This window comes from Ochrobactrum sp. P6BSIII (assembly GCF_014138065.1).
Taxonomy (GTDB): Bacteria; Pseudomonadota; Alphaproteobacteria; order Rhizobiales; family Rhizobiaceae; genus Brucella.
In genome coordinates, this window is the sequence record NZ_JACGXB010000008.1 from 132,685 (window position 1) to 156,299 (window position 23,615).

Consider the following 23,615-nt stretch of genomic DNA (forward strand, 5'->3'; position numbering starts at 1 on the left):
ATTAGCCGGTATGGCTGGTCAAGCAGCCACACGGCAAATTACAGTTCGATCACAACTGGCCTTACCAGCCAGGCAGCAATTCATTGGCCCGCACCCTCCGCGTGCGAACCGCCGGAAACGACGAAATTTCCGGTGAATTCATCACGCCGACAATGCCCACCGGCTGCGGCGACGAAATATTGTCGAGACTTTCGATAATGTGCTGCGCCAGCGCATCCACCACCGCATTCTGCTTGTTATGGCCACGCATGATGCCGATGCCGAATTCCGGCAAGGTGCCAAATCCGTCTGCCTCACCCAGCACCCGCATACCCGGACGCAATGCACATTCCGGCAGCACCGAAACGGCAAGACCCGACAGCACCGCAGCTGCCGAAACCGTCGCAGACCAGCTCGTAATGATGATGCGATAATCGCGTTTCGCCGCTTCCAGCACTTCGATTGCCGCATGACGCCAGATGCAGGTCGGGCGACCCACCGCAAGCGGCAGCACGGCTTCCTCATGCACGGCATGGTTGGCCGAGGTGACCCAGAGCAACGGTTCGGTGCGTACCACTTCCGAGCGGCGCTTGTCGTCGCACTGGGTGACCAGTGCAATATCCAGCGTGCCACGACGGATCATTTCGTCGAGATTGACCGTCGGCTCGCAGACGACCGACAGCTCGACGCGCGGGTTGGAGCGGGCGAAACGCGCCATGATTTCCGGCAGGAAGCGGTCGGCATAATCATCGGGCGTTCCGATGCGGACATGCCCTTCCAGTTGCGTATCGTCGAAAGCTGCAATGGTCTCACCATTCAGCTGCATCATCCGCCGCGCATAAAGAAGCAGCCTGTCGCCATCTTCAGTCAGGCGATTGGAGCGCCCGTCCCGTTCGAACAGGGGCTTTCCGATCCGTTCCTCAAGCCGCCGCATCTGCATGGAAACCGCCGATTGCGTCTTGAAAATAGCATCGGCAGCGCGTGTGAAACTGCCCGTATCGGCTATCGCGATGAAGGTTTGTAACTGATCGAGATCCAGAGGCGTGCTCATGGGCGCTATCCATCACTATAATTGAAGAATGACATTAGAAACATTCGTTGGAACAATCAATTCGATTGTTGGATAAAGCAGCCATCGTAGAGGAAAGGAGCCGCGAAAGCGCATGACCCTGACGATGATAACCCCTTAGCACCGCTGATTTAAAGGAGAGCGGACATGACAGCGATAAGCAAGACAACGACGACCTACTTACCGGCAACGAGCGCAGAGACCTCCACGTTCGCGCAAACGGTGAAAGCTGTGTTTACGTCGGCTCTGCGTCGCTGGATGATTTTCCGCAATCGACAGCATGTGATGCGACTGAACGAGCTTGACGATTATCTGCTGCGCGACATTGGTCTGCATCGCGGCGATGTCTATACGGCGACGCATTATCGCGGCCGCGAAAATCCGACACGTGTTCTGCGTTCGCTTGCCGATGCGCAGCGCCGGATCGAGGCCACACGGCATATCTGCTGAGGCAATTGCTTCGGTAGCCTCTTGCATCCAGGTGGTTCGGGAGAGGAAACCTCTCCGCCCGAACTGCTGACGGAACATCTGGCAGGCGCCACCTTCACAAGCCGGGTCCCCTCTCGGCCAGCCTGCCCTTTGCCCGGCCCGCTCCTCCGCTGGCCGGGCCTTTTTATTTTAAAGCCGCACCCATACCCGTCGCCCGTTTGACCACCTGACAAAAGGCCAGGCTTTGTGGTTGTTTGAAGCTGTTGCGGCTCGACAAATTGGGGATAGCTAAATTTGCTGTTCTTTTTTCAAAGAAAAGGGTTGCGTTCGCGGTTTGAGTTCGCTAGATGGAGGCCGTCGCGAACGAGCTTCACGCTTCTGTCGCAATTGCAAACTCTCGATAAGAGAATAATTTGCAATCCTTGCTGGGGAATAGTTTAAGGGTAGAACAACGGACTCTGACTCCGTTAGTCTTGGTTCGAATCCAGGTTCCCCAGCCAATATTTTCTTCAAGAAAATCAGTTTGATAGACCACAACCCACGCCGCCTTTTGGGCGGTCATTTGTTGCATCTTGTCGCGATAAGAATCCCAGAACTTGCAGTCAGTTACGCGCTATAGCGGAAAATCCACGCGATCTGGAAAGCAACAGGCTTGACTCTTTCATAAGACGTGAACAAAATAAGAACATCAATGGCGAGAGCCAACAGATTCCGAGATGTTTAGGAATGATGATGTCTGCTTATAAGGAGCGCGGCAAATGAACGCGCTTGTACAAAAACAGGGCTATGAGGACGAGATCGACCTCGTTCTCGCCTACCACAACGGCGACGTGCGGGCCGCTATCGAAGCCTTGCTGAAAGACCGCGATTTTCTCATGAAGGAAATCGAATATGCCAGTCTTGCAATGTCGATGGGCTTCGCTCGCGGCTGGAAGCCGACAGTGTTTACAAAGTGAGATTGTGTCACGAGACGTCCGGAACGCTGATCCGCGTTTTGATACAACGGGTGATAGCTGGTATTGTTTAAGTGATCGCTTGGATTTGATCGCGATCAATGCCCATTCCAACCTGCTCTGCGAAGCTCAGTCTCAGTAAAGGAAGGAGACATCATGTCGAACACGCCCCACACTCTCGGAGAGGAATTCCCCGGCCAGATTGAAGCTATTCACGCCCTCAAGGCGAAGGATGCCCGTTTTGCGCGCGTTCTGGAGGAATATGACTCAATCAATGATCGTATTCATCTGGCTGAAACCAAGATCACGCCCTTGAGCCAGGAAGAAGAAACACTTCTGCGCAAGCAGCGTCTGGCGCTGAAAGATACAATCGCAGAAGCGCTCGCCTCCGTATAAACCGCAGCGTTGATGTGCCCATGATAAAACCGGCGAGTGAGGAAGATACAGGTCTCCCTCACTCGCCGGACGCCCCCCGCGTCGACTGGCAAACCGCGCAAAGATGAACCTCACCGCATAGGATCAAGCGCGTTGTCGCGACTCACCGAACAGTTGAGGCTTTAAACGATTATCCGCCGAACGAGCTGCGGATACCCGAGATGCCACGCCCATTCGAGCGAGTCGGTCCCGTCGCGACGATCGTCGCATTTGCGTGGGGTTTCGAGAGTGTTGCCTCAGCGGTTGCCTTGGTCATCACCGGCGCTGATGCCAGAGCCCCCGTCACGAAAGCAGCTGATGCTGCCGCAGCAATGAGAATGCGCTTCATTTGATCCTCCAAACTGGCAGGCACGCATGCATGCCGAGCCAATATTATGACGTGATGTCAGGAGGAAATTATCGCGTGCAGCTGGCGCGGAACAATACGGCAGATGTCGTATATCGTGACCGTTTCCCTGATCGGAGTATGATCGGTGGGCTTGAGAGCTTACACAAAAATTCAGCTGAGCTTCAGTCTTGCCTGACGCTAAGGCGTGTCGCGTTCAATCATATTTACGCGACACGCTTTGAGCTTTTATTTTTACGTATGTCTTTATCCGAAACCAGTTCCCACTTTCGGGAGACATGCTTTAGCCCTCGAATATCGAAGAGCCGGGCGGTTCTATCCACCCGTATTGCGGCATTGCTATCAATACTTTACGCGCCAAAATTGCTGATCGATCCTGACTGCACACCTCCATCGATAATTCGGCAATCATAAGTTGTTTTATTATGCGAACTATCAAATGCAGTGCAGTTCATATTATTCATTACTTAACAATGCCGCCTTTTCGCCCCACAAATGGTATAGCTATTTGACAATCTGAAAAAAAATGAAAATAAAATACGTGAGGCGGCCGTCGACTCTTGACGAAACTCACCGGCAAGCGTCTACTATGCTATTGTTTTCATTCACTATAAGTCCAGGCTAAAGATCATAGGGGCGAATTTTGTCAAATCTGATAAAGTTCGAATATGTTCGCAGTATTCACGCTGATTTAGGTAATTTGCTTTATTGACCGGCTATCTCAGGGAGAAACGCAATGAACCTTAGTCGTCTTTTTGTCTGCCTGGTCGTGTTTGCGACCACCGTTTCCGGCGCATTCGCCGGCTCGCTGCCCAAGCCGCAGGACAAGCCTATCCTGACTATATCGGGCAACATCCAGAACAAGAATAATGGAGACACCGCGCAGTTCGACCGCGCAGGTCTGGAAGCTCTCGGTCTCAAGACCGTGGAAACCGCCAATCCGTGGTATGACGGAAAGGTTCGCTTCGAGGGCGTCTCTATCGATCAGTTGATGAAGCTGGTCGGCGCTGAAGGCAAAACCGTTACCGCCGTCGCGCTGAACGATTACGTGACCACCATTCCGCTCGATGATTTCAAGAAATTTAACGTCATCCTTGCTTTAAAGCGGGACGGAAAGTACATGGCCGTACGGGACAAAGGACCGTTGTTTATTATCTACCCGTATGACAGCGACCCTCAACTCCAGAATCAAACTTATTACACGCGCTCCGCCTGGCAGGTTGCCAAGCTGATCGTCGAATAGAGGCCGAGCTTGAGACGCATACTGGGTGTCATTATCTGCTGCTTTGTGGTGGCGACGGGCTATATCGCCTATGTCATCGCAGAGCGTCAGACGGCTTTGCAAAAATTTTCCCGTTATAATGACTCCTGGTCCATCGGACAGACCGTGTCCGAATATTTGCGGCTTGAGCACCGGCTGAGTGCTCTGGCGCTTGGGCTACCCGATGTCGATCGCGATGAAGTCCGGCTGCGGCTGGACTTTATGGTCGGGCGTCTTGAAATGCTGCAGCAGGGCAATCTGCGCGCGTTCATTCAGGATGATCCGGGACGCCGCCAGCTTTATATGAAGCTGAGCGACATCATCCACCAGCTGGATATCAATCTCGATACGATGAGCCCGGAAGATATGAAATCCATGCTCGTCGCGATGAGCGAGCTGGATGCGCCCCTGACGTCGCTCGCTTCCACATCGGTGGAGCACGATGTCGACCTGATCGATGCCGCGCAAAGCGACGTCAAGCAGCTGCATTTCATCTATACGGCGCTCGCTGCAGGTCTTATCCTCTGCGGTGTCGTTCTGGTCATCCTGCTTATTCGTCATAACAATCTGTTGGATCGGGCCCATGGCCGCATGCAGCGCCTGACCGCTGACTTGCGAGAGGCCACGGCAGAACTGCAATCGCAGAACTTTCGTCTCGAACATGATGCGCATCACGACGCACTAACTGGCCTTCCGAACCGTGTCCTGTTCCGTCAGGATCTAGAAACACGGCTGACGGCAGCGCTTTCCGGTGGGCCTTCAGCCGTTATCCTTCTGCTCGACCTCGACGGTTTCAAGGATGTGAACGACACACTTGGACACGACGTCGGCGATATATTGCTGCAAGCCGTTTCGCGGCGGCTGACGCGGCTGAGCCGGAAGGGCGATATTGTCTGCCGTCTTGGCGGCGACGAATTTGCCGTGTTGTCGACCGGCATGACGGAGGAAGATTCACTTGAATTCGCTGCTCGCCTGATGGACGAGATCAGCCGCCCTTACCGGGTCGGAGAGCTGGAAATCAAGATAGGAACCTGCGTCGGCGTGGCCATATCGGAAGGCGAGCCAGACACGGAAGAAATGTTCAAACATGCCGATCTGGCGCTTTATGAAGCCAAGGCCGTGGGCCATGGACATGTCAGCGTCTTCAAATCGGACATGCTGACGCGGCTGCGCGAAAAGAAGTCATTCGAAGCAGATTTGCAAACCGCGCTCCAGAACAACGAAATGGAAGTTTATTACCAGCCGCAGGCAACCACGGACACGCGGGAAATCTGCGGCTATGAAGCGCTGCTACGCTGGACGCACCCCGTGCGCGGCTCGGTTTCTCCGATGGAGTTCATTCCCGTGGCCGAGAAAATCGGCACCATCATGCCGCTAGGCGAATGGGTGCTTAAGACGGCCTGTCAGGACGCGACGCGCTGGAACAAGCCGCTGAAGATTGCCGTCAATCTTTCTCCGGTACAGTTCCGCGACAAGGATCTTGTCCAGACCGTCATGGCGGCGCTTGACGAAACCGGCCTAGACCCACGCAGGCTGGAACTGGAAATCACCGAATCCGTCCTGCTCGACAAGAATGAGCAGACGCTGGAAACCCTGCGTGGCCTGAAAGCGCTCGGCATCCAGATCGCCATGGATGATTTCGGCACGGGTTATTCGTCGCTCGGCAGCCTGAGCGGCTTCCCCTTCGACAAGATCAAGATCGACCGCTCGTTTGTCCGCGATGTGACGACGCGCAGCGATGCGCTTGCCATTGTCGAGCTGGTCACCGGCGTTGGCCGCAGCCTGCGCATGATCACGATCGCCGAGGGCATCGAGACGGAAGAGCAATATGAATGCCTCAAGGGGCTCGGTTGTGATCAGGTGCAGGGTTACCTGATCGGCAGGCCAATGCCTGCAACAGAGCTCGCTTATCTGCATACCAAAAAAGGGCGAGGAAGGACTGTTTCCGGACGCAGCTAACTGCTACCACTAATTATGTGGCAGCAATTAATGTGGTGCGGAAGTGTTGAATGTACATGGGGTCGTTGTACCCATCGAGCCGGGCGAAGTTTCGCCCGTCATCTGGCAGGCGCTGAGCAGCGGCAGCTATGAAGCCAAGGAAGCTCGCTCAATCAAAAAGGCCGTGAAGGCCAGCGACCGGGTTCTGGAGCTGGGATCCGGCATTGGCATCATCACCTCCCTGATAGCACGGATCGACGATGTGGCCGTCTGGGCCTTCGAGGCAAATCCGGCAACCGCCTCGCTTGCGCGGCGCGTGCTCGATGCCAACGGCCACGACAATGTGGTCCTGTCGCAAGGTATTTTGAGCGCCGGCGAAACCGGTACTTTCCGCTTTTACGTGCGCAAGGACCTCTGGATGTCGTCCATGGACGAAAATCAGGGGCCTTATGAAAGCACGATTTCCATCACCTCAACCAATATCGACCAGTTCATCGCCAGCCATGGCATCAATGTACTGGTGATGGATATCGAAGGCGCGGAGCGCGACTTGCTCAAGCTGGCCGAACTGCCGGGCGTCGAGCGCATTTTTCTGGAACTGCACGACCATCTTTACGGTCTGGCTGGCATTCGCGATATCACCCATGCGCTGGCCGAAAAGGGCTTTGCCTATGACCCGCGCGGCTCGCAAGGTCCTTGTGTGCTGTTCGCGAAAGATGACGGCGCGCGCGAATATGAACCGGAACCCGATGCGCCTTTGATGTAAGGCCCGTTCGTTTCAACGAAAACAGCCCCGGTTTGGATCGAACCGGGGCTGTTTTCGTTTTAGAGCGGTTCCTGTTTTAACAGAATCGTCGGAACCGCTCTATCCATTTGTTTTCACGCATTATCCTACGCAAAACCGCTTCGCACTTTTGCTGGAAATGCTCTAGCACTGCTGATCGCGATCAGAAATCGCGCAGCTTGCGTGCCGTGTCCTGCAACAGCGTGAACGCCTCGAAACGGCGATCATGCCATTTTACCCGGTCGGAATCGGGATGGTTGACCTCGCCCAGTTCGGACATGGCTTCCATCGCCGTCGCGAGGTCCGGATAGGCGCCGCCCGCAACTGCACCAAGCATGGCTGAACCAAGCAGAACCGGTTCCGGCGAGGTGGACGCCGCAATGACGAGACCCGTCGTATCGGCCAGCACCTGACGCACCAGATGCGAACGCGCCGCGCCGCCGCTGACAACAATGGTATCCGTCGCAATGCCCTTGGCCTTCTGCGCTTCGACGATCTGGCGCGCACCATAGCCAAGCCCGCAAAGACCGGCCAGATAAAGCGCTGTCAGGCTGTCGATACCGGCATCAAGATCAAACCCGGCGATGACGGCCCGGGCATCCGGGTCCGCGAAAGGCGCACGATTGCCGAGAAACTCCGGCACGACATGAATATCGCCGATGATCTCAGCCGTCTTTGCAGCGCCGCCGCGGGCTTCCACTTCGGAAGCAAGACGGTCTGCCAGACCCTTGCCTTCAGCCGCAGCCTGCTTTTCCGCCTCGGCTGCGAAGGGATGCATATGGATCAGATGATCGATAGCTGCACCTGCTGCCGACTGACCGCCCTCATTGAGCCAGAGTCCTGGCACCATGGCCGAATAATATGGCCCCCAGACGCCGTCCACGAAAACCGGCTGTTCGGTCGTGGTCATGGTGCAGGCCGATGTGCCGAACACATAGGCCATGCGCGACAATACCTTGCCCGCATCGCCGCGCGCGCCGACAGTGCCAATACCGCCCGCATGAGCGTCGATCAGACCGGCGGCAATCGCGATGCCCGGCTTGAGGCCAAGCTCCGCTGCGGCCTGTTCGCTCAGAACGCCAAGCTTTTCACCACCAGCACGAACCTCCGTGCCGATGCGCACAAAACCCTCATCCGCCAGTTCGCCAAGGCCGACTTCGCGGAAATAGGCATCGTCCCAGCGATTTTCATGGCTGAGATAGGTCCATTTGCAGGTGACCGTACAGGCGGAACGAGCAAGACTGCCGCACGACTTCCAGGTGAGAAAATCGGTGAGGTCGAAAAACTGCCAGGCGGACGCAAAACTTTCCGGCTTGTTTTCCTTCAGCCAGAGGAGCTTTGGCGTTTCCATTTCCGGCGAAATGGTGCCGCCGACATAGTCGAGCACCTTGGCTTTGGTCGCATTGATGCGCTCGGCTTGTTCGACCGCACGATGATCCATCCAGACAATGATGTCGCGGGCCGGATCATTCGACGGGCCAACGGCGAGCGGCTTGCCGCCCTCGCCCAGCACCACGAGCGAGCATGTCGCGTCATAGCCGATACCGGCAACGCTGGCCGGATCGATCCCGGCGATCTTCACCGCCTCGCGCACGCTTTCGCAGACGGCCTGCCAGATATTGGCGCTCGACTGTTCAACAATGCTGCCTGCCTCGCGCCACATCGTGATGTCGCGCTTGGCCGAAGCCAGCATTGTCCCCCTGGCGTCGAACACGCCAGCCCGGGCGCTCCCGGTGCCGACATCGACGCCCAAATAATAATGAGTCATGGTCTCCGACCCGTTCTTGAGCATTTCCAGCAAAAGTGCGAAGCGGTTTTGCGTAGGATAATGCGTAAAAACAACAAGATAGAGCGTTTCCCCGATTCCGTTTTAACCGGAACCGCTCTTGAAGAAATTACAGATCGAGGCTCTGCGGCACGATGACGAGATCGCGAATGGTGATGTTGCGCGGACGCGTCAACATAAACATGACCGATTCAGCCACTTCCTTCGGCTCCATCAGGCTGCCATTGGCCAGTGCTTCTTCAAGCTTTGCCTTCGGCCAGTCGCTGATCAGCGCGGTCACGACCGGGCCGGGCAGAACACCCCCAACGCGAATGCCATGCGGAGCGACCTGACGGCGAACGGTATGCACGAAAGCCTGCACGGCATGTTTGGAGGCCGTATAGATCGGCTCCCAGATCACCGGCACAACACCGGCCACCGAGCTGGTCATGATGATGTCGCCCGTCTTGCGCTCCATCATATGCGGCAGCACGGCATGAACCGTGCGGAACGCCGCATTGATGTTGAGGTTCAACATGCGATCCCAGGCGTCCGGATTACCTTCCCAGAGCGGGCCGCCGATATAAGCGCCCGCATTGGCATGGAACACATCGAGCTGACCGGCCTGTTCGAGAATCTGCGGCACCATGGTGGCGACCGATTCCGGGCTGAGCAGATCAATGACCAGCGGCTTTGCCTTATCGCCAAGCTCTGCGCATTTTTCCTTCAGCGCCTTCTCGTCACGATCAACGAGAAACACAGTCATGCCTGCTTCGATCATATGCTTTGCGCATTCAAAGCCGATGCCGGAAGCCGCGCCGGTAACCGCTGCAACTTGTCCTTTGAGATCCTGGGCCATTTGGAGAATCCTTCTATTTGTTAGGCGCGACCGTGCGACTGGCGCGAGCGGCGTGCAAGAGAATCGACAATCACAGCAATTGCCAGCACGGCACCGGTGATCATATAGCGAAGCGACGACGACAGATCGAGCAAGGTCAGACCGCTGGCAATCGACTGGATGACGATGATGCCGAGCAGGGCCGACCATGCGCTGCCGCGACCGCCGAACAGGCTGGTGCCGCCAATAACCGCTGCCGCAATGGCGTTGAGGTTGACGTCGCCCGTACCGGCCTGCTGGCTGGACGATGCCAGACGCGATGCGGCCAGAATGCCGCCCGCTGCAGCGAGCACCGAACAGGTGACGAAGGCAGAGATATAGATGAAGGTGACGTTGATACCGGCACGGCGTGCGGCTTCACGATTGCCGCCGACGGCCTGCATGGCGCGGCCCCAGCGGGTGCGGGTCAGCGCATAGTTCATGGCAACCACAAGTGCCACAAACAGGCCGAACATCCACGGCACGCCACGCGACTGGTTGAGATAGAATACCGCGCCACCGACAATGAGTGTGATGACGATGGCCTTGAATGCGATCCCGGCGACGGACGGAGCCGAAAGCCCCGCTTCACGACGACGCTGCGCCGAGCGGAAACCCGTGAAGAAGATCGCGAGGCCCGCAATCAGCGCCAGCGCATAGGAGAGCGGGCGCGGCATCACCAGAAGCTGGCCGAAGCTGACGAGCCAGGAGCCGTAAGGCAGATTGATCGAGCCAGTATTGCCGAGGAGATAGAGCTGCAAACCGAGTGCTGCGAGCAGACCCGCCAGCGTCGACACGAAGCTTGGCATGCTGAAGCGGTTATAAAGGAATGCATAGAGCAGGCCGATCAGCGCGCCCGCGCAAAGGGCTGCGACAATCGCCAGCGCCACCGGCCAGCCATTATTGACCCACAACACGCCGACTATGGCCGAGGCAAGACCGCTGACGGAGCCGACCGACAGATCAATTTCGCCGAGCATCAGAATGCACACGATGCCGAGCGAAATGACACCGATGGTCGAGCAATCGAACAGCAGGTTCACAAGGTTATTGCTCGACAGGAAAACCGGGTTCAGCGTCTGGAACACCGTCCAGATGATGACGAGGCCGACAATAACGGGAAGCGAGCCGAGGTCGCCCGAGCGGACGCGGTCGAAGAAGCTGCGCAGCGCGCCCGAAACGCCTTCATCATGACGCACGCGGGCATCCTGCCGGTCGAGGGGGGTATTTCCGGTTGTCTGGTTCATTATGCTTCTCCCCGGTCATGGGCGTCATCGTGGTGTGCCTGACGTCGTTCGGCACGGCGGGAAACGGAATTGCTGGTTGCGCCGGTGATGGCGGCAACCAGTTCCTCGTTCGATGAATCCGGATAGAAAACACCGTTATTGCGACCGAGACGCAGCACCACAATCCGGTCTGCGACAGCGCGCACATCTTCCATATTATGGCTGATCATCAGCACGCCTAGACCGCGATCACGCACGCGCTCGATCAGATCAAGCACTTCCGCCGTCTGCGCGACGCCAAGTGCGGCGGTCGGTTCGTCGAGCATGATGAGCTTTGGATCGAGCAGCAGCGAGCGCGAGATCGCGACGGTCTGCCGCTGGCCGCCCGAAAGCGAGGCGACGGGCTCGCGGACGCTGGGGATACGGGCAGAAAGCTCATTCAAAAGCTTCCAAGCCTTGATTTCCATCGACACTTCATCGAGACGGTAGGGGCTAAGCTCCCGGCCAAGAAAAATATTGGCCACAACATCGAGATTTTCGCACAGCGCCAGATCCTGAAAGACCGTCGCTATGCCAAGGTCGAGAGCAACGCCCGGCGAGGACAGCACAACCTTCTCGCCATTGAATTCTATCGTACCCGAACTCGGCTGGTGCACACCGGCGAGCGTCTTGATGAGCGTGGATTTTCCGGCGCCATTGTCGCCAACCAGCGCCACCACTTCGCCCGGATAGACTTCCAGATCGATATCGGTCAGCGCAGAAACCGCGCCGAAATTCTTGGAAATGCCGCTGAGGCGCAGCACGGGCTGCGACGATGACGTCGCCGCTTTGTTTTCCTGGGACATTTTTCACTTTCCCCGACATATCGCACGATATGCCTTTGCGCACGAAACACAGCACATCCCGAAAAATGTGAAACGGCTTTCGGACAAGATGTGCGTAAAAAAGGAAGCCCGACCGGAAAACCGGCCGGGCGGATCGTTGGCTTAGTTCGTGATACCGAGCTTCTTGCAGCCATCGGCATAGCGATCAACGCACAGCGTTGCTGCGGGCACGACGTTCTTGTCGATGATTTCGGCCTTGAGGTTTTCAGCCGTCACAACCGCCGGGACGAAAAGCTTTGACGGCGTGTTGTAGAGCGTCGTTTCAGCCTTCGGCGTCTCGCCGTTCAGCAACTGGGCGGCAATGCGCGCAGCTTCCGAAGCAACGATTTCAGACGGCTTGTTGATGGTGTTGAACTGGTCACCCGAAATGATCAGCTGAAGCGCCGCAATCGTCGCGTCATTGCCGGTGATCGGCGGCAGCGGATCGATGCCCGCAGCCTTCATGGCAGCAATCGCACCGCCTGCGGTGCCATCATTGGCAGCCACAATGCCGACGATCTGGTCGTTGAAGCGGGTGATCTGGCCACTCGCCCACTGCTGAGCCTTGCTTGGCGCCCATTCCGGCGTGTCATATTCGGCCAGCGTCTTGTAACCGCTGTCCTTCAGACCGGCATGAATGCCTTTCTTGATGAGACCGGCAGCCGCATCGGTCGGCGAACCGTTGATCTGAAGAACACCGCCCTTGTCGGTCGGCACGTTCTTGGCCTTCAGGTCCTTGATGAGCGATTCAGCAATCGACTTGCCAATGGCTTCATTGTCGAACGAGACGTAGAAATCCGACGTCGCATCCGGGATCGGACGGTCATAGGCGATGACCTTGATATCCTGCGACTGGGCCAGCTTCACGAGCGAAGCGGCTGCTGCCGTGTCGACAGCATCAAGAACGATCACCTTGGCGCCCTGCGAAATGACCGAATTGAACTGCTGCTGCTGCTTGGTCGCATCGCCATCGGCGTTGAGATAAAGCACCTTGCAGCTTTCGCAGAGCTTCTTCATTTCTGCTGCAAAACCGGGGAAATCGCGCTCTTCATAGCGCGTGGATGCCTGATCCGGCATCAAAAAGCCGACCACCGCGTCCTTGACTTCCGCATGAGCCGTCGTAGCGGCCATCATCAGCACGCCAGCCAGCGCGCCTGTCATCTTCGATACCTTCATGACTCTCCTCCTAGTGATTGTCTGTTTTTCTGGCATCCGACCGGGAATTTCGCCTGCAAGAGACGGCTTTACATGCGCTGAAGCCAACGGCTCGCTCGCCGGACATCCTCGAAAATACAATCCGTTTTCGAAAGGATGTGCGTGAGCACGGATATCTAGAGCGCCGATCCGATTCAAACAGATCGAAACGCGCTCCAAGCAGCCGTTTTCAGAAATTCACGCGCTTCGCATTGCCTCCACCTGCCAGCGCCGCCATCTCCCGTAAGGCGGCGGCATCTCGTCCCCGGCCTCTTCCCGGTTGGAGATGCTGTAACTTTGCACAACAATTTGCACAATCGATTGTGCAAGCTGATAATGCGCCAGCACCCAAAATCTGTCAACACGATTCAGCGGGGTATGCGATGACGATGTCGGAGTGCTTGTAACAAAACGAGCTTGGGAAAACGCAGCGCAGTTCCCGTCAGAGCTGCGCCAGCAGCATGTATTTATTTGATATCTTTCAGACTATCCACCGGCAGCGCGATGGCCGAACGCGGCGCAATTAATCTGGGCATAACCAGATGCAGCTCCGGTTCCGTGACGTGCTTTTCCATCAGATCGAAGGCTTTGGCGATCATGCCTTCCACGTCCTGCTGAATTGAAATCACCGGGAACGACAGGAAAGATGCAAAGGGGTCGTAGTCGTAACAGCCAACCACGAGATCGTTGAGCTGCTCGTGCGGATGCTCGACCATATAGCGCAGCAGACCCTCAAGATTGATCGAGGAATTGACGAACAGACCACGCGGCAACCGACCATGATGCTTGCGATAGTCATCGAGCGCTCGCAGCGTATTCGACGGCGAATAGCCGGTGTGGAAAACGCAATTTTCCGGATCGGAACCCAGCACTGCCTGCTTGGTATGATGAAAACCGCGAATACGCTGGCGGGTGGATTCGTCGTTGCGTCCGCCGAACAGACAAAGCTCCATCGGCTGCAAAGGTTCGCGATCGGCAAAATGCGCGATGATCGCTTCCGTCAGCATGCGGCCACCGGCGAAATTGTCGGTGGTTACCGATGGAGCCTTCGCTCCCGGCAGATCGATATTCACATGGGGGATCGCCGCCTGCTCGCATAGTTCATGCAGGCTGTCCGGGTCCGTTGCGCCGCAAATGAACAATTCATCGATGGAATAGGAAATCAGCGTTTCCGCCGTTTCGCGTTCTTCGTCCGGGTCGCGCCCCGCGCTGACCACGACTGGGCACAGGCCCCGCGCGCGGACATGCGCTTCGAATGTCTGCGCCATGGAAGAGAAAAAGCGGTTGTCATGCAAAGGCAGCAGCAGCCCGACAAGGCCGGAGCGGGAATGACGCAACCCCTGTGCCTGACGATTGGCGGTGTACTGGTGCTGTTCGGCAAGATTGAGGATAGACTCCGCCGTCGCCTGGCTGATCCTGCGCTTGCGCCACGTACCATTGAGCACGGCACTCACCGTAGAAGGCGAGCTTCCCGACAGAACAGAAAGGTCGTAAATCGTCGCCTTCTTCTTGTCGCGGCGCATTCTGTCTCCCTCATTTCGCAATATAGAAATATCGATGATCAGCGGAAACTGGAACAGGTTTCTCTGCTTGCTGATGCTGGACCCACAGAGTTGACGTTCAGCGGTTCATCCGGCTTTACCCGATGCGACAGCAATCATGTTTCGCGACACCCCGGTCAATCGCGTCGATAAACTTCACGCATGGCGCAGTTTTTAGCATCGCATTCCTTAAGCGAGCAATCTGGTCAGCTACAATATTCCCTGAACACATTGCGCTGCTCCAAGCGTCCGGTTGTGCAGATCGGGCGCAGGGCTGCCATGCCAAACGCTGGAAGAAGGGTCTCTCATGTCCACCAATGGAAAGCCGCTCGATTTTCTCTGGTTCATCCCGTCTTCGGGTGACGGCACCTATCTGGGGACCGACGCGCTGAGCCGCCCTTCCGACCCCGCCTATTTCAAGGAGATCGCGCAGGCAGCGGATCGCCTCGGTTATTCCGGCGTTCTCATCCCGACAGGGGTTGCATGCGAAGAATCCTTCGTTCTGGCCGCTAATCTTGCCGCCTATACGGAAAAACTGAAGTTTCTCGTAGCGATCCGTCCCGGCGTCGCCTCGCCTGCTTATTATGCCCGCCTCGCCTCAACACTCGACCGCGTGTCTCACGGCAGGCTTCTTCTCAATATCGTCGTTGGCGGCAGCCAGCAGGAACTGGCTGGCGACGGCATTTTTCTGCCACATGACGAGCGGTACGACCATGCCGACGAATTCTTTCAGGTGTTCAACGATCTGATCGAAACCGGCCATGGCAATCTCGACGGCAAATACATCAAAGCCCACGATGCAGCACTTGGCCTGCCGCCGGTGCAAGCCCGCCCGCCCATCTATTTCGGCGGTTCGTCACAGGCCGGTATCGATTTTTCCGTTGGTCTCGTCGACAAATATCTGACCTGGGGCGAGCCCCCGGCACAGGTCGGCAAAAAGATCGCCGCCGTTCGCAAAGCGGCCAAGGCAAAAGGCCGCGACGACCAGATATCCTTCGGCATTCGTCTTCACTTCATCGTTCGCGAAACGGATGATGAAGCGTGGGAAGCTGCCGACCGTCTCATTTCGCATCTCGATGATGAAACCATCGCCGCAGCCCAGCAGGTCTTCCTGAAAAACTCCGATTCTGTCGGTCAGGCCCGCATGGTCGCCTTGCACAACGGACGCCGCGACAAGCTGGAAGTATCGCCCAATCTTTGGGCGGGCATCGGCCTCGTCCGCTCCGGCGCCGGGACCGCACTGGTCGGGTCGCCGCAAACCGTTGCCGCCCGCCTGCGCGAATATCAGGCACTGGGCATCGATACGGTAATCGCCTCCGGCTATCCGCATCTGGAAGAAGCCTATCGCGTTTCCGAACTCCTGTTTCCCGAACTGGGACTGGAAGGACCACGCAACCAGATCCGCTCGTCCTTTGGCAAAAAACAGGTCTTTGGCGGCGGCGGACATGGGGGTAATGTAAAGGTCGCTTCCGGCTCGTGAGATTTGAAATGCTGACGAAAGCCCATACCGGCACCGTCGCCATTATCGGCGGCGGCTTTACAGGCGCAGCCGTCGCGCTGCATCTGGCGCGTCAACTGCCCTACCACCAGCATGACGCCAACTGGCAGATCGTGGTGATTGAACCGCGCGAGAAGCTTGGACGTGGCTTGGCCTATGACACGCTGGAACCGGTGCATCGCATCAATGTGCCCGCTGACCGGATGTCCATTCTGCCCGACGAGCCGCAGGATTTCAGCAACTGGCTTGCGGAAACCGGGATACTGGAAAGCGATCCGGATGCTTTCAGTCTGGACGGCGCGCCCTTCCCTGCCCGTACAGTCTTCGGGCTTTATGCATCGTCGAGACTGGAGCCTCTGATTGAGGCCGGGCGCGTGGAACACCGCCGCACCCGCGCCGTCCATGCGACCAAGGATAACGGCTTCTGGACAATCGAAACCGAAGATGGCGAGCCTGTTGTTGCTGATGTCGTTGTATTGGCAATCAGCCATCCCGCTCCATCCCTGCCGGCTGTGCTGGAGCCGGTCAAGGAGCATCCCGGGCTGATTGCCGACGCGACGCGCCCCGGCGCGCTGGATAATGTCCAGTCAGACGACCGCGTGCTGGTGGTGGGCAACGGGTTGACGGCAGCCGACGTCATCGCCACGCTGAAAGCACATGGCCATAAGGGGCAGATCGTTTCGATTTCCCGCCGCGGCCTCCGTTCTCGCGGCCATCCCCGCACCACCCATGACCCTTATGGCGACTTCATCGCCCAACCGTCGCTCAGCGCTTCAAAATTGTTGCATCGGGTCCGCAAAACCATCGAGGCTGCTCAGGCCGAAGGGTTGAGCTGGCATCCGGTTCTCGATGCGGTTCGCCTTCAGGGACAGGACATCTGGCAGGCTTTGCCCGTTTCAGAACGCCGACGCATCGCGCGGCATGTTCGCCCGTTTTGGGACGTGCATCGCTTCCGCATTGCGCCTCAGGTGGAAAACGCTCTGGATCGCGCTGTCGTCGATGGCAGCCTGTCTGTCCGTGCGGCCTCCGTTCGCAGCGCGGCTGCTTCTGGCGACATTTTGCGTATCGGCCTCAAGGACCGTCGCACAGGCGAACTCGATATTCTCGACGTGGACAAGGTCGTCGTCACCACTGGCCCCGGCCATGGCGGCATTCTCGGATCGCAGCCGTTGCTTTCAACCCTTGCCGAAGCAGGACATCTGGCTCCTTGCCCAACCGGCCTTGGCCTTCTCTGTGACCGGCAAAGTCATGCCATCTCTCCATCGGGCTACGCCGATGAAACATTGTTGATCGCCGGACCACTGGCACGAGGAACCTTTGGCGAGCTGATGGGGTTGCCGCAGGTTAGTGAACATGCCGTTCTCGTTGCCGGGATCATTGCCACGTTGATTGCTGAACAAGACCGCGCCCTTGAAAAGGCCGCAGTCTGATCTTTCAGGATTTGGCTGGCTGTATGCGAGCCAGGTGATCGTGAATATGCTGGTGCAGGTTGGAAGCCGACATGGGGTCATGCCCCGGCACCTGTTTCAGCTCGCGCAAATCCTGCGGCGAAACATCATAGCGATCCTTGAACAACCGGGTGAACTGCGCCCGGTCCGAGAAACCACATTTATAAGCGATCTCTTTCAGTGTTTCCGCCTTGCCTTTGCTATGGATGAGGTAGCGGTAAGCCAGGTCCAGACGCTTTTGGCGGATCAATTTGGTAATGCCATCATCCCGCTCGAATTGCCGGTACAGATGCGAGTGTGAGAGTTTGAAATGCGCCATGATGGTCTTGGGGCTCAAACGCTGGTCGCGAATATTCAGATCGATATAGTCCATCACTCTTTGCCGCATTGATTGATCAATGGCGCTCGATTGCGCGGGAGATAGCGCCACGCCATTCACGGCCGCCACCAGCAACAGGACAAGCGCTTCCTTGATCCCCGGGATTTCATTTTCCTGAATGAAGTCGAGGGCACCATCCAGACTCAAAATGAAGTCGAACAGCACCTGATTGATGTTCAAGTTCCGCGGCAAAACCAGCCCATGAAGATCCTTTGACGGAAACCATTTATTCAGTTCAAAACGCGGTATGGCCAGTGTTACCCGCGAACCAGCTTCCTTTCGACTATCCAGCACTTTGGTAAGGTCCATGAAAAACATGTCACCGGGCTGAACATAAACATTCCTACCGTCGAAATCGCCGGTATATTCCCCTGACAGGACAAGCTGGAGCAGGCAGATATCCAGATCGGTGCGTGCAATCATCTCCGGCGTCCGCCGACAAATCTGCTCATTGAACGTCGTGTCGCCCAGAACCATGCTGTCGAAAAGCCGCGAGCGGATTGTCCCGATCAGTTCAGTCTCGCCATTCTCGTCCGCAGGAGAAACTTCATATATGAGTTTCGATACTTCCTGCCAGAAAGCATTGCGAGATTTTTCATCCACCATATCGGTCGAGAGAAAAAATTCCGGCACAATTTACCAGCCTTTCTTCAAGCCACTCACAAATATTGAGGGCATTTATTACTTCCTAAAACCTGCGGTAGAGCGCCAGGCAATCGTTCCAAATGACAGGCTCCGACCGTACTCATGAATTTTTCACGAAAAAACTAATCAGAATGAAGCAAAGAGAACCCGTAACAGGAACATCCACTTTTATAGCTCCCTACAAATATAAGCTTTTCGATTTCTATTTCCAAATAAAATCTAATATCTTTCTCCGTGTATTAGATAGAGATAATATTTAATACAATATGGGACAAATACGTATTGCCTCCCTTCAGTTTTTACATATAGCTCATAGTCGAGGAGAATATGTATACATGTTTCATTATGAAACATGTAGAACCTTACAGATATGTAGAGACTAATTTCTTCCAAAGGCAGTTTCTTAACAATCGGAAAAGCTCGCGCTTTTCGGAATCTGGATTTCTGCCACTCTCATGCTGGCCACCCAATCCTTTCAGATACAGGATCTCGCGAATGGACCACGATCAGTCAAGCCGGTTTAGCTTTTCACGGCGTTCGTTCTTAAAGGCGGCAGGAGCTTCTGCAGCCGCCGCCCTTGCTCCGGAAATTGCCCTTGCAGAGGACAAAACTTTTCCAACCGGTTTCAAATGGGGTGCAGCATCAGCAGCCGCACAAGTCGAAAGTCGAGTAGGGCGCGGTCGTAGCAACTGGGATGTTTTCGCAGATATCTCTGGAGGCATTCGCGACGGTTCATCCAACGACACGAATACACAATTTGAATTGCGTTATGGTGAGGAACTGTCACTGCTCTCCCAGGCCGGCTTTAACGCTTTCCGCTTTTCATTCTACTGGTCACGCATCCAGCCGGAAGGACCGGGAGCTCCGAACATAGCGGCACTGGATCTCTATGACCGGATGATCGATGAGATGCTCCGGTTAGGTCTTGACCCTATGGCGACCATTGTCCATTTCGAAACTCCCCTCTGGGCTGGCGACTTTCGCGACCGTGGCATGGTCAATCGTGCTGCGGATTATGCCGATATTGTCACGCGTAAATTCGGCGATCGTATCAAGCTGTGGATTGCCATGAACGAGCCTGGCACTGTCTCTACCTTCGGCTACGGATCGGGCCGCTTTGCGCCGGGTTACATATCCCTGAATGCGATGGGAGAAGCGATCCATCATCAAAATGTTGCTCAGGGCCTTATTATTTCCACCGCGCGAACAAATCTACCAAAAGATGCCAAGGTCGGCACTACACTCAACCTTCAGACTATTCGCGCCAAGTCGGGTAGTCCAGAGGACGAGAAAGCTGTCAGATTGATGGATGCCTACTCGAACACCGCTTATCTCGATCCTCTATTTGGCAAAGAGTACCCAGATGAAGTTCGTGCTCTAGTAGCTCCGCTCATTCAGCCGGGCGACATGGAAAACATCGCCGCAAAACCCGACTTCCTAGGTGTGAACTATTATTCGCGCTTTTATGTCAAAGCAGAACCACGTTCTCCTCTCGGTTTCATACAGGACGCACCACCAGATAATCTCAAACTTACAAAGTATCTGCCCTATGAACCCGATGGGTTCTCGGAAACGCTGTTGCGAGTCCATAACGGCTATGGCGCCCCTGATATTTATGTAACTGAGTTCGGCTTCACCGTCGAAGAGCCAAACGAGATAAGTGGCATTATTGAAGACAGAACACGGGTTGAGTACATCAAGGGCTATCTTCAAGAAGCTTACAACGCGATTCAGAAAGGCGTTAGGCTGAAGGGTTTGACTTACTGGTCTTCCACCGACAATTGGGAATGGAATGAAGGACATACCAAGAATTTTGGGCTAATTAAAGTTGACTTCGGGACACAGAAGCGGACACCGAAGCGCAGCCTCGAGTATCTTGGAAAATGCAGCAAAACAAACAGCATTGTCTGACTGCCACGCGAGAGAACGCATTCCATCAGAAACAAAATAATAAATCTGCGTTCTAAATATTCGAACAAGACTATGTCTCCATCAATGGGCTAACTCAACAATTTTGTCATTTTCGATATCTGCTGGATACCTGTTCTACTAAACAGTTAATTTCAATCCTAATCGGCGGCATATTTTAAAAGAATATTCGGTGAATTTTCAAGTCATTGCAAGGCTGTCTGCCAGCTGAATAGAAGGGGCAAATCCAAGCAGCAGTCGCCAGTCGTTAATGGTTTGACATACGCACATTGTTGGAGGGAGCGAATGGCTCGTGGGTGGTATTTTCTCGTTGCCGGAACAATTCTCGCTACATTTTTGACTGTCGAAGCACGGGCCGAAAACGTCAGCGACAGGATTGAGTTGCAGCATGGATGGCGTCTTATCCAGGATGAGGACGCCAAGGCAGCGCAAGTGGATGTTCCGAATACGCTGCTGGGCGATAAGGGCTATGCCATTCAGACCATGCCATCCACTGTTCTGAATACACTCAGCAAGGCCGGTGTCTACAAGGACATCTACTATGGCGACAATCTTGCCAAGGTGGACAATACGCTCTGGAAGCACCAGTGGTGGTACCAGACCAAGCTAAACATTCCAGAAGGTCATGACCACTATACGCTGATTTTCAACGGACTGAATTATCGCGGTGAAATCTGGTTGAATGACCAGAAAATTGCGGGGCCTGACGCAGTTGTCGGCATGAGCCGCAAGTACGAATTTGACGTCACACGATATGTCCATCCCGGCATAGATAATCTGTTAGCAGTCAAGATTACGCCAGAGCAACGTACACCGAGCCTGACGTTGGGCGATACGCCTGGATCGGGTAAGCATGAAGGCGTGGACCTGACCGATACCTGGATGGATTGGATCAATCTCAAGTATTTTGGTGATCCTTCAACCAAGACCTCCTTCGTTCCCGATAAGGGTGCAGGGATCTGGCGCAAGGTCTATCTGACTTATGGCGGTGACGTAGCTCTGCGTGATCCCTATGTCAAAGCCGACTTGAAGGTGCCGGATCTTCAAACAGCCAAGCTCGATGTCTATGCCAATCTCGTCAATCGCTCATCCAAACCCGTCACAGGCGTGCTGAGCGGCGAGATCACCCGCGAAGGCAAACCCAGCATTCGTCTTGAAAAGACCGTTACCCTCAACGGAAACGAAACCCGGGAAGAAAGCTTCACGCCCGAGCAGATAAAGGCTTTGACAATCGACAAGCCCGATGTCTGGTGGCCTTATACATGGGGCAAGCCGAACCTTTACAATTTGAAGCTCACCTTTCGCATCGGTGACAAGGTTTCCGACACCGCGACGACCGATTTCGGCATACGCAAGATTACGCAGCACCGCGACAAAACTCAGCTATTTCCGAAGTTCAAAAGCCCCGGTAGTTTCTACATCAAGGTCAACGGTCGCGATTATCTGATCCGCGGCGCAGCCTACACCCCCGACCTGTTGTTCGACAACAATCCGCAGCGGGATCGCGATATCATCCGCTATGCGAAAGACCTTGGCATCAACATGCTGCGATGGGAAGGCAAGTTTGCCGATGATGATGTGCTCGAACTCGCCGACAAGGAAGGCATTCCCGTTATGCGCGGCCTCATGTGCTGCGGGTCATGGGAACTGTGGAGCCATTGGGACGAGGAAGATCGCGCAGTAGCCTATGCCACCGTCCGGGATATGATCACTGATTTTCGTTCGCACGCATCGGCATTTATCTGGACAAATGGCAGTGACGGTCTTCCGCCTGCGGATATTCTGGAGAAATACCATAGCATCTTGAACGAACTGCACTGGCAGAACTCCGTCGTTGATACTGTTTCAGCACGCAACCAAGACTGGAGCGGTGTACATATGGCGGCGCCCTATTCCTGGCGCTCACCTGCTTTCTGGTTCAAGGGCGATATAGTTGGTGCGATGGGTTCCGTCGCCGAAGCAGGCAATGATGAGACTGTTCTGCCGCTGGACAGCCTCAAGAAATTCTTGCCCGAGGATAAGCTCTGGCCGATTAATGACTTCTGGTACATGCGCGCTGGGTCTGCACCCGGCAACAGCACACTCGAAAGCGCCAAAGCCGCCGTTGAAAATCGATATGGCCCAGCGAACAGTGTCGAGGATTTTGCTCGCAAGGCGCAGCTCATTGCCTATGAGAATGTCCGCGCTCAAAATGAAACCTATGGCGCGCTTGGCTGGGACACCCACAAGATGACGATCTTCTGGATGCTCAATAGCCACTGGCCGTCGTTCTTCGGCCATCTCTTCGACTATTACATGAAACAAGGCGGGGGGTATTTTGGTGCCAAGAAGGCTTTACAGCCACTGGGCGTGGTTTTCGACGGCTATGCAACGGGCGATCGCTCCAAAGCCAACATATACTTCGTCAACCAGACGCTGGAAAATCAGAAGAACTTGATCGTCTCAGCGCGCCTATATGACATCAACGGCAAGCTCCAACACGAAAAGAACGTGAACGTCAAAGACGCAGAATCCGGCACGTCCGCTGTCGCTATGGCCCTGCCCCGTTATGAAGACATGGGCACGGTCTATTTCGTGCGATTGCAGATCCGCAATAGTAAGAATGGCGTGCTCGCAGAGAACACTTATTGGCAGTCAGCCAAGGAGGATATTCCCGAAGACATGGATCCGAACAACATGATGGACGCCATGATCCTGAAGCAGAAACAATGGGCCGACTTTACTCCGCTCAACACAATGCCGAAGGTGGAGCTCCAGACAGAACTCAGGGAAATCGAGCCGCAAGGGGACTTGCGACGGCTCCGGATTTCGCTGACCAATCCAACCGATCACGTCGCTTTCTTTGTGCGAGCCCAGCTACAGAAGGATCGTAATTCCGGTGAGATTCTGCCGATCACCTATGACGATAATTACGTCACGATCTATCCCCGAGAGACCCACGAAATCACCGCGGAAGTCAGCAAGACACAGATTGAAGGGCTGAACCCGATGGTCGCAATCGAAGGCTACAACCTCCGCTGATTACTGCTGACATAAACATACCGCCAAACATCTAG

The 23,615-nt window shown here is 55.5% G+C and carries 19 protein-coding genes and 1 tRNA gene; 11 read left to right on the forward strand and 9 right to left on the reverse strand.

What is annotated here, in order from left to right:
* Positions 1 to 61: 61 nt before the first annotated feature.
* The gene (locus tag FHW00_RS13295) at positions 62 to 1,030 is read right to left on the reverse strand and encodes a LysR substrate-binding domain-containing protein (RefSeq protein ID WP_078338982.1); all 969 of its coding nucleotides are present in this window, start codon (positions 1,028 to 1,030) and stop codon (positions 62 to 64) included.
* Between the two features lie 165 nt (positions 1,031 to 1,195).
* On the opposite strand from FHW00_RS13295, the gene FHW00_RS13300 reads away from it, so the two are divergent.
* The 4 genes from FHW00_RS13300 (at position 1,196) to FHW00_RS13315 (ending at position 2,826) form a co-directional block, all read left to right on the forward strand.
* On the forward strand, positions 1,196 to 1,498 hold the full coding sequence (locus tag FHW00_RS13300) for a DUF1127 domain-containing protein (protein ID WP_078338983.1): 303 nt from the start codon (positions 1,196 to 1,198) through the stop codon (positions 1,496 to 1,498).
* A 405-nt stretch (positions 1,499 to 1,903) separates the two neighbouring features.
* Positions 1,904 to 1,977: transfer RNA gene (locus FHW00_RS13305), tRNA-Gln, on the forward strand.
* A 258-nt stretch (positions 1,978 to 2,235) separates the two neighbouring features.
* Complete coding sequence (locus FHW00_RS13310; RefSeq protein ID WP_078338984.1) at positions 2,236 to 2,433, forward strand: CUE domain-containing protein; 198 nt, start codon at positions 2,236 to 2,238, stop codon at positions 2,431 to 2,433.
* Between the two features lie 153 nt (positions 2,434 to 2,586).
* A complete protein-coding gene (locus FHW00_RS13315) occupies positions 2,587 to 2,826 on the forward strand; it encodes a YdcH family protein (protein ID WP_078338985.1) in 240 nt (79 codons plus the stop codon).
* A gap of 169 nt (positions 2,827 to 2,995) precedes the next feature.
* Here FHW00_RS13315 and FHW00_RS13320 read toward each other — a convergent pair whose 3' ends face one another.
* Positions 2,996 to 3,193: a hypothetical protein gene (locus FHW00_RS13320; RefSeq protein ID WP_078338986.1), complete on the reverse strand. Its 198-nt coding sequence runs from the start codon at positions 3,191 to 3,193 to the stop codon at positions 2,996 to 2,998.
* 754 nt (positions 3,194 to 3,947) lie between these two features.
* Between FHW00_RS13320 and FHW00_RS13325 the strand changes: the two genes are divergently transcribed.
* From FHW00_RS13325 to FHW00_RS13335, 3 genes are read left to right on the forward strand one after another with little or no spacing between them, the layout of a single operon-like run.
* A complete protein-coding gene (locus FHW00_RS13325) occupies positions 3,948 to 4,454 on the forward strand; it encodes an oxidoreductase (protein WP_078338987.1) in 507 nt (168 codons plus the stop codon).
* A 9-nt stretch (positions 4,455 to 4,463) separates the two neighbouring features.
* A complete protein-coding gene (locus tag FHW00_RS13330) occupies positions 4,464 to 6,431 on the forward strand; it encodes an EAL domain-containing protein (RefSeq protein ID WP_113533898.1) in 1,968 nt (655 codons plus the stop codon).
* Between the two features lie 43 nt (positions 6,432 to 6,474).
* A complete protein-coding gene (locus FHW00_RS13335) occupies positions 6,475 to 7,176 on the forward strand; it encodes an FkbM family methyltransferase (RefSeq protein ID WP_078338988.1) in 702 nt (233 codons plus the stop codon).
* Positions 7,177 to 7,357: 181 nt separating this feature from the next.
* On the opposite strand, the gene FHW00_RS13340 is transcribed toward FHW00_RS13335, so the two are convergent.
* The 6 genes from FHW00_RS13340 to FHW00_RS13365 form a co-directional block, all read right to left on the reverse strand.
* Entirely contained in the window at positions 7,358 to 8,962 is a 1,605-nt protein-coding gene (locus tag FHW00_RS13340; protein WP_078338989.1) for an FGGY-family carbohydrate kinase, read from the reverse strand.
* Between the two features lie 127 nt (positions 8,963 to 9,089).
* The gene (locus tag FHW00_RS13345; protein ID WP_078338990.1) at positions 9,090 to 9,818 is read right to left on the reverse strand and encodes an SDR family oxidoreductase; all 729 of its coding nucleotides are present in this window, start codon (positions 9,816 to 9,818) and stop codon (positions 9,090 to 9,092) included.
* A 20-nt stretch (positions 9,819 to 9,838) separates the two neighbouring features.
* Complete coding sequence (locus FHW00_RS13350; RefSeq protein ID WP_078338991.1) at positions 9,839 to 11,083, reverse strand: sugar ABC transporter permease; 1,245 nt, start codon at positions 11,081 to 11,083, stop codon at positions 9,839 to 9,841.
* Positions 11,083 to 11,907, reverse strand: coding sequence for an ATP-binding cassette domain-containing protein (locus FHW00_RS13355; RefSeq protein ID WP_078338992.1), 825 nt, complete (start codon positions 11,905 to 11,907; stop codon positions 11,083 to 11,085). The genes FHW00_RS13350 and FHW00_RS13355 overlap by 1 nt, the downstream gene beginning before the upstream one ends.
* A 141-nt stretch (positions 11,908 to 12,048) precedes the next feature.
* On the reverse strand, positions 12,049 to 13,101 hold the full coding sequence (locus tag FHW00_RS13360; RefSeq protein ID WP_078338993.1) for an ABC transporter substrate-binding protein: 1,053 nt from the start codon (positions 13,099 to 13,101) through the stop codon (positions 12,049 to 12,051).
* A gap of 485 nt (positions 13,102 to 13,586) precedes the next feature.
* A complete protein-coding gene (locus FHW00_RS13365) occupies positions 13,587 to 14,642 on the reverse strand; it encodes a LacI family DNA-binding transcriptional regulator (RefSeq protein WP_078338994.1) in 1,056 nt (351 codons plus the stop codon).
* A gap of 325 nt (positions 14,643 to 14,967) precedes the next feature.
* On the opposite strand from FHW00_RS13365, the gene ssuD reads away from it, so the two are divergent.
* Positions 14,968 to 16,140, forward strand: coding sequence for an FMNH2-dependent alkanesulfonate monooxygenase (gene ssuD / locus FHW00_RS13370; protein WP_078338995.1), 1,173 nt, complete (start codon positions 14,968 to 14,970; stop codon positions 16,138 to 16,140).
* An 8-nt stretch (positions 16,141 to 16,148) separates the two neighbouring features.
* On the forward strand, positions 16,149 to 17,588 hold the full coding sequence (locus FHW00_RS13375) for an FAD/NAD(P)-binding protein (RefSeq protein ID WP_078338996.1): 1,440 nt from the start codon (positions 16,149 to 16,151) through the stop codon (positions 17,586 to 17,588).
* A gap of 4 nt (positions 17,589 to 17,592) precedes the next feature.
* Here FHW00_RS13375 and FHW00_RS13380 read toward each other — a convergent pair whose 3' ends face one another.
* Positions 17,593 to 18,591: a helix-turn-helix domain-containing protein gene (locus tag FHW00_RS13380; RefSeq protein WP_445558207.1), complete on the reverse strand. Its 999-nt coding sequence runs from the start codon at positions 18,589 to 18,591 to the stop codon at positions 17,593 to 17,595.
* A gap of 534 nt (positions 18,592 to 19,125) precedes the next feature.
* Here FHW00_RS13380 and FHW00_RS13385 point away from each other — a divergent pair.
* Both FHW00_RS13385 and FHW00_RS13390 read left to right on the forward strand, forming a co-directional pair.
* Positions 19,126 to 20,541: a glycoside hydrolase family 1 protein gene (locus tag FHW00_RS13385; RefSeq protein ID WP_078338998.1), complete on the forward strand. Its 1,416-nt coding sequence runs from the start codon at positions 19,126 to 19,128 to the stop codon at positions 20,539 to 20,541.
* Between the two features lie 303 nt (positions 20,542 to 20,844).
* On the forward strand, positions 20,845 to 23,580 hold the full coding sequence (locus FHW00_RS13390; RefSeq protein WP_078338999.1) for a glycoside hydrolase family 2 protein: 2,736 nt from the start codon (positions 20,845 to 20,847) through the stop codon (positions 23,578 to 23,580).
* Positions 23,581 to 23,615: the final 35 nt, after the last annotated feature.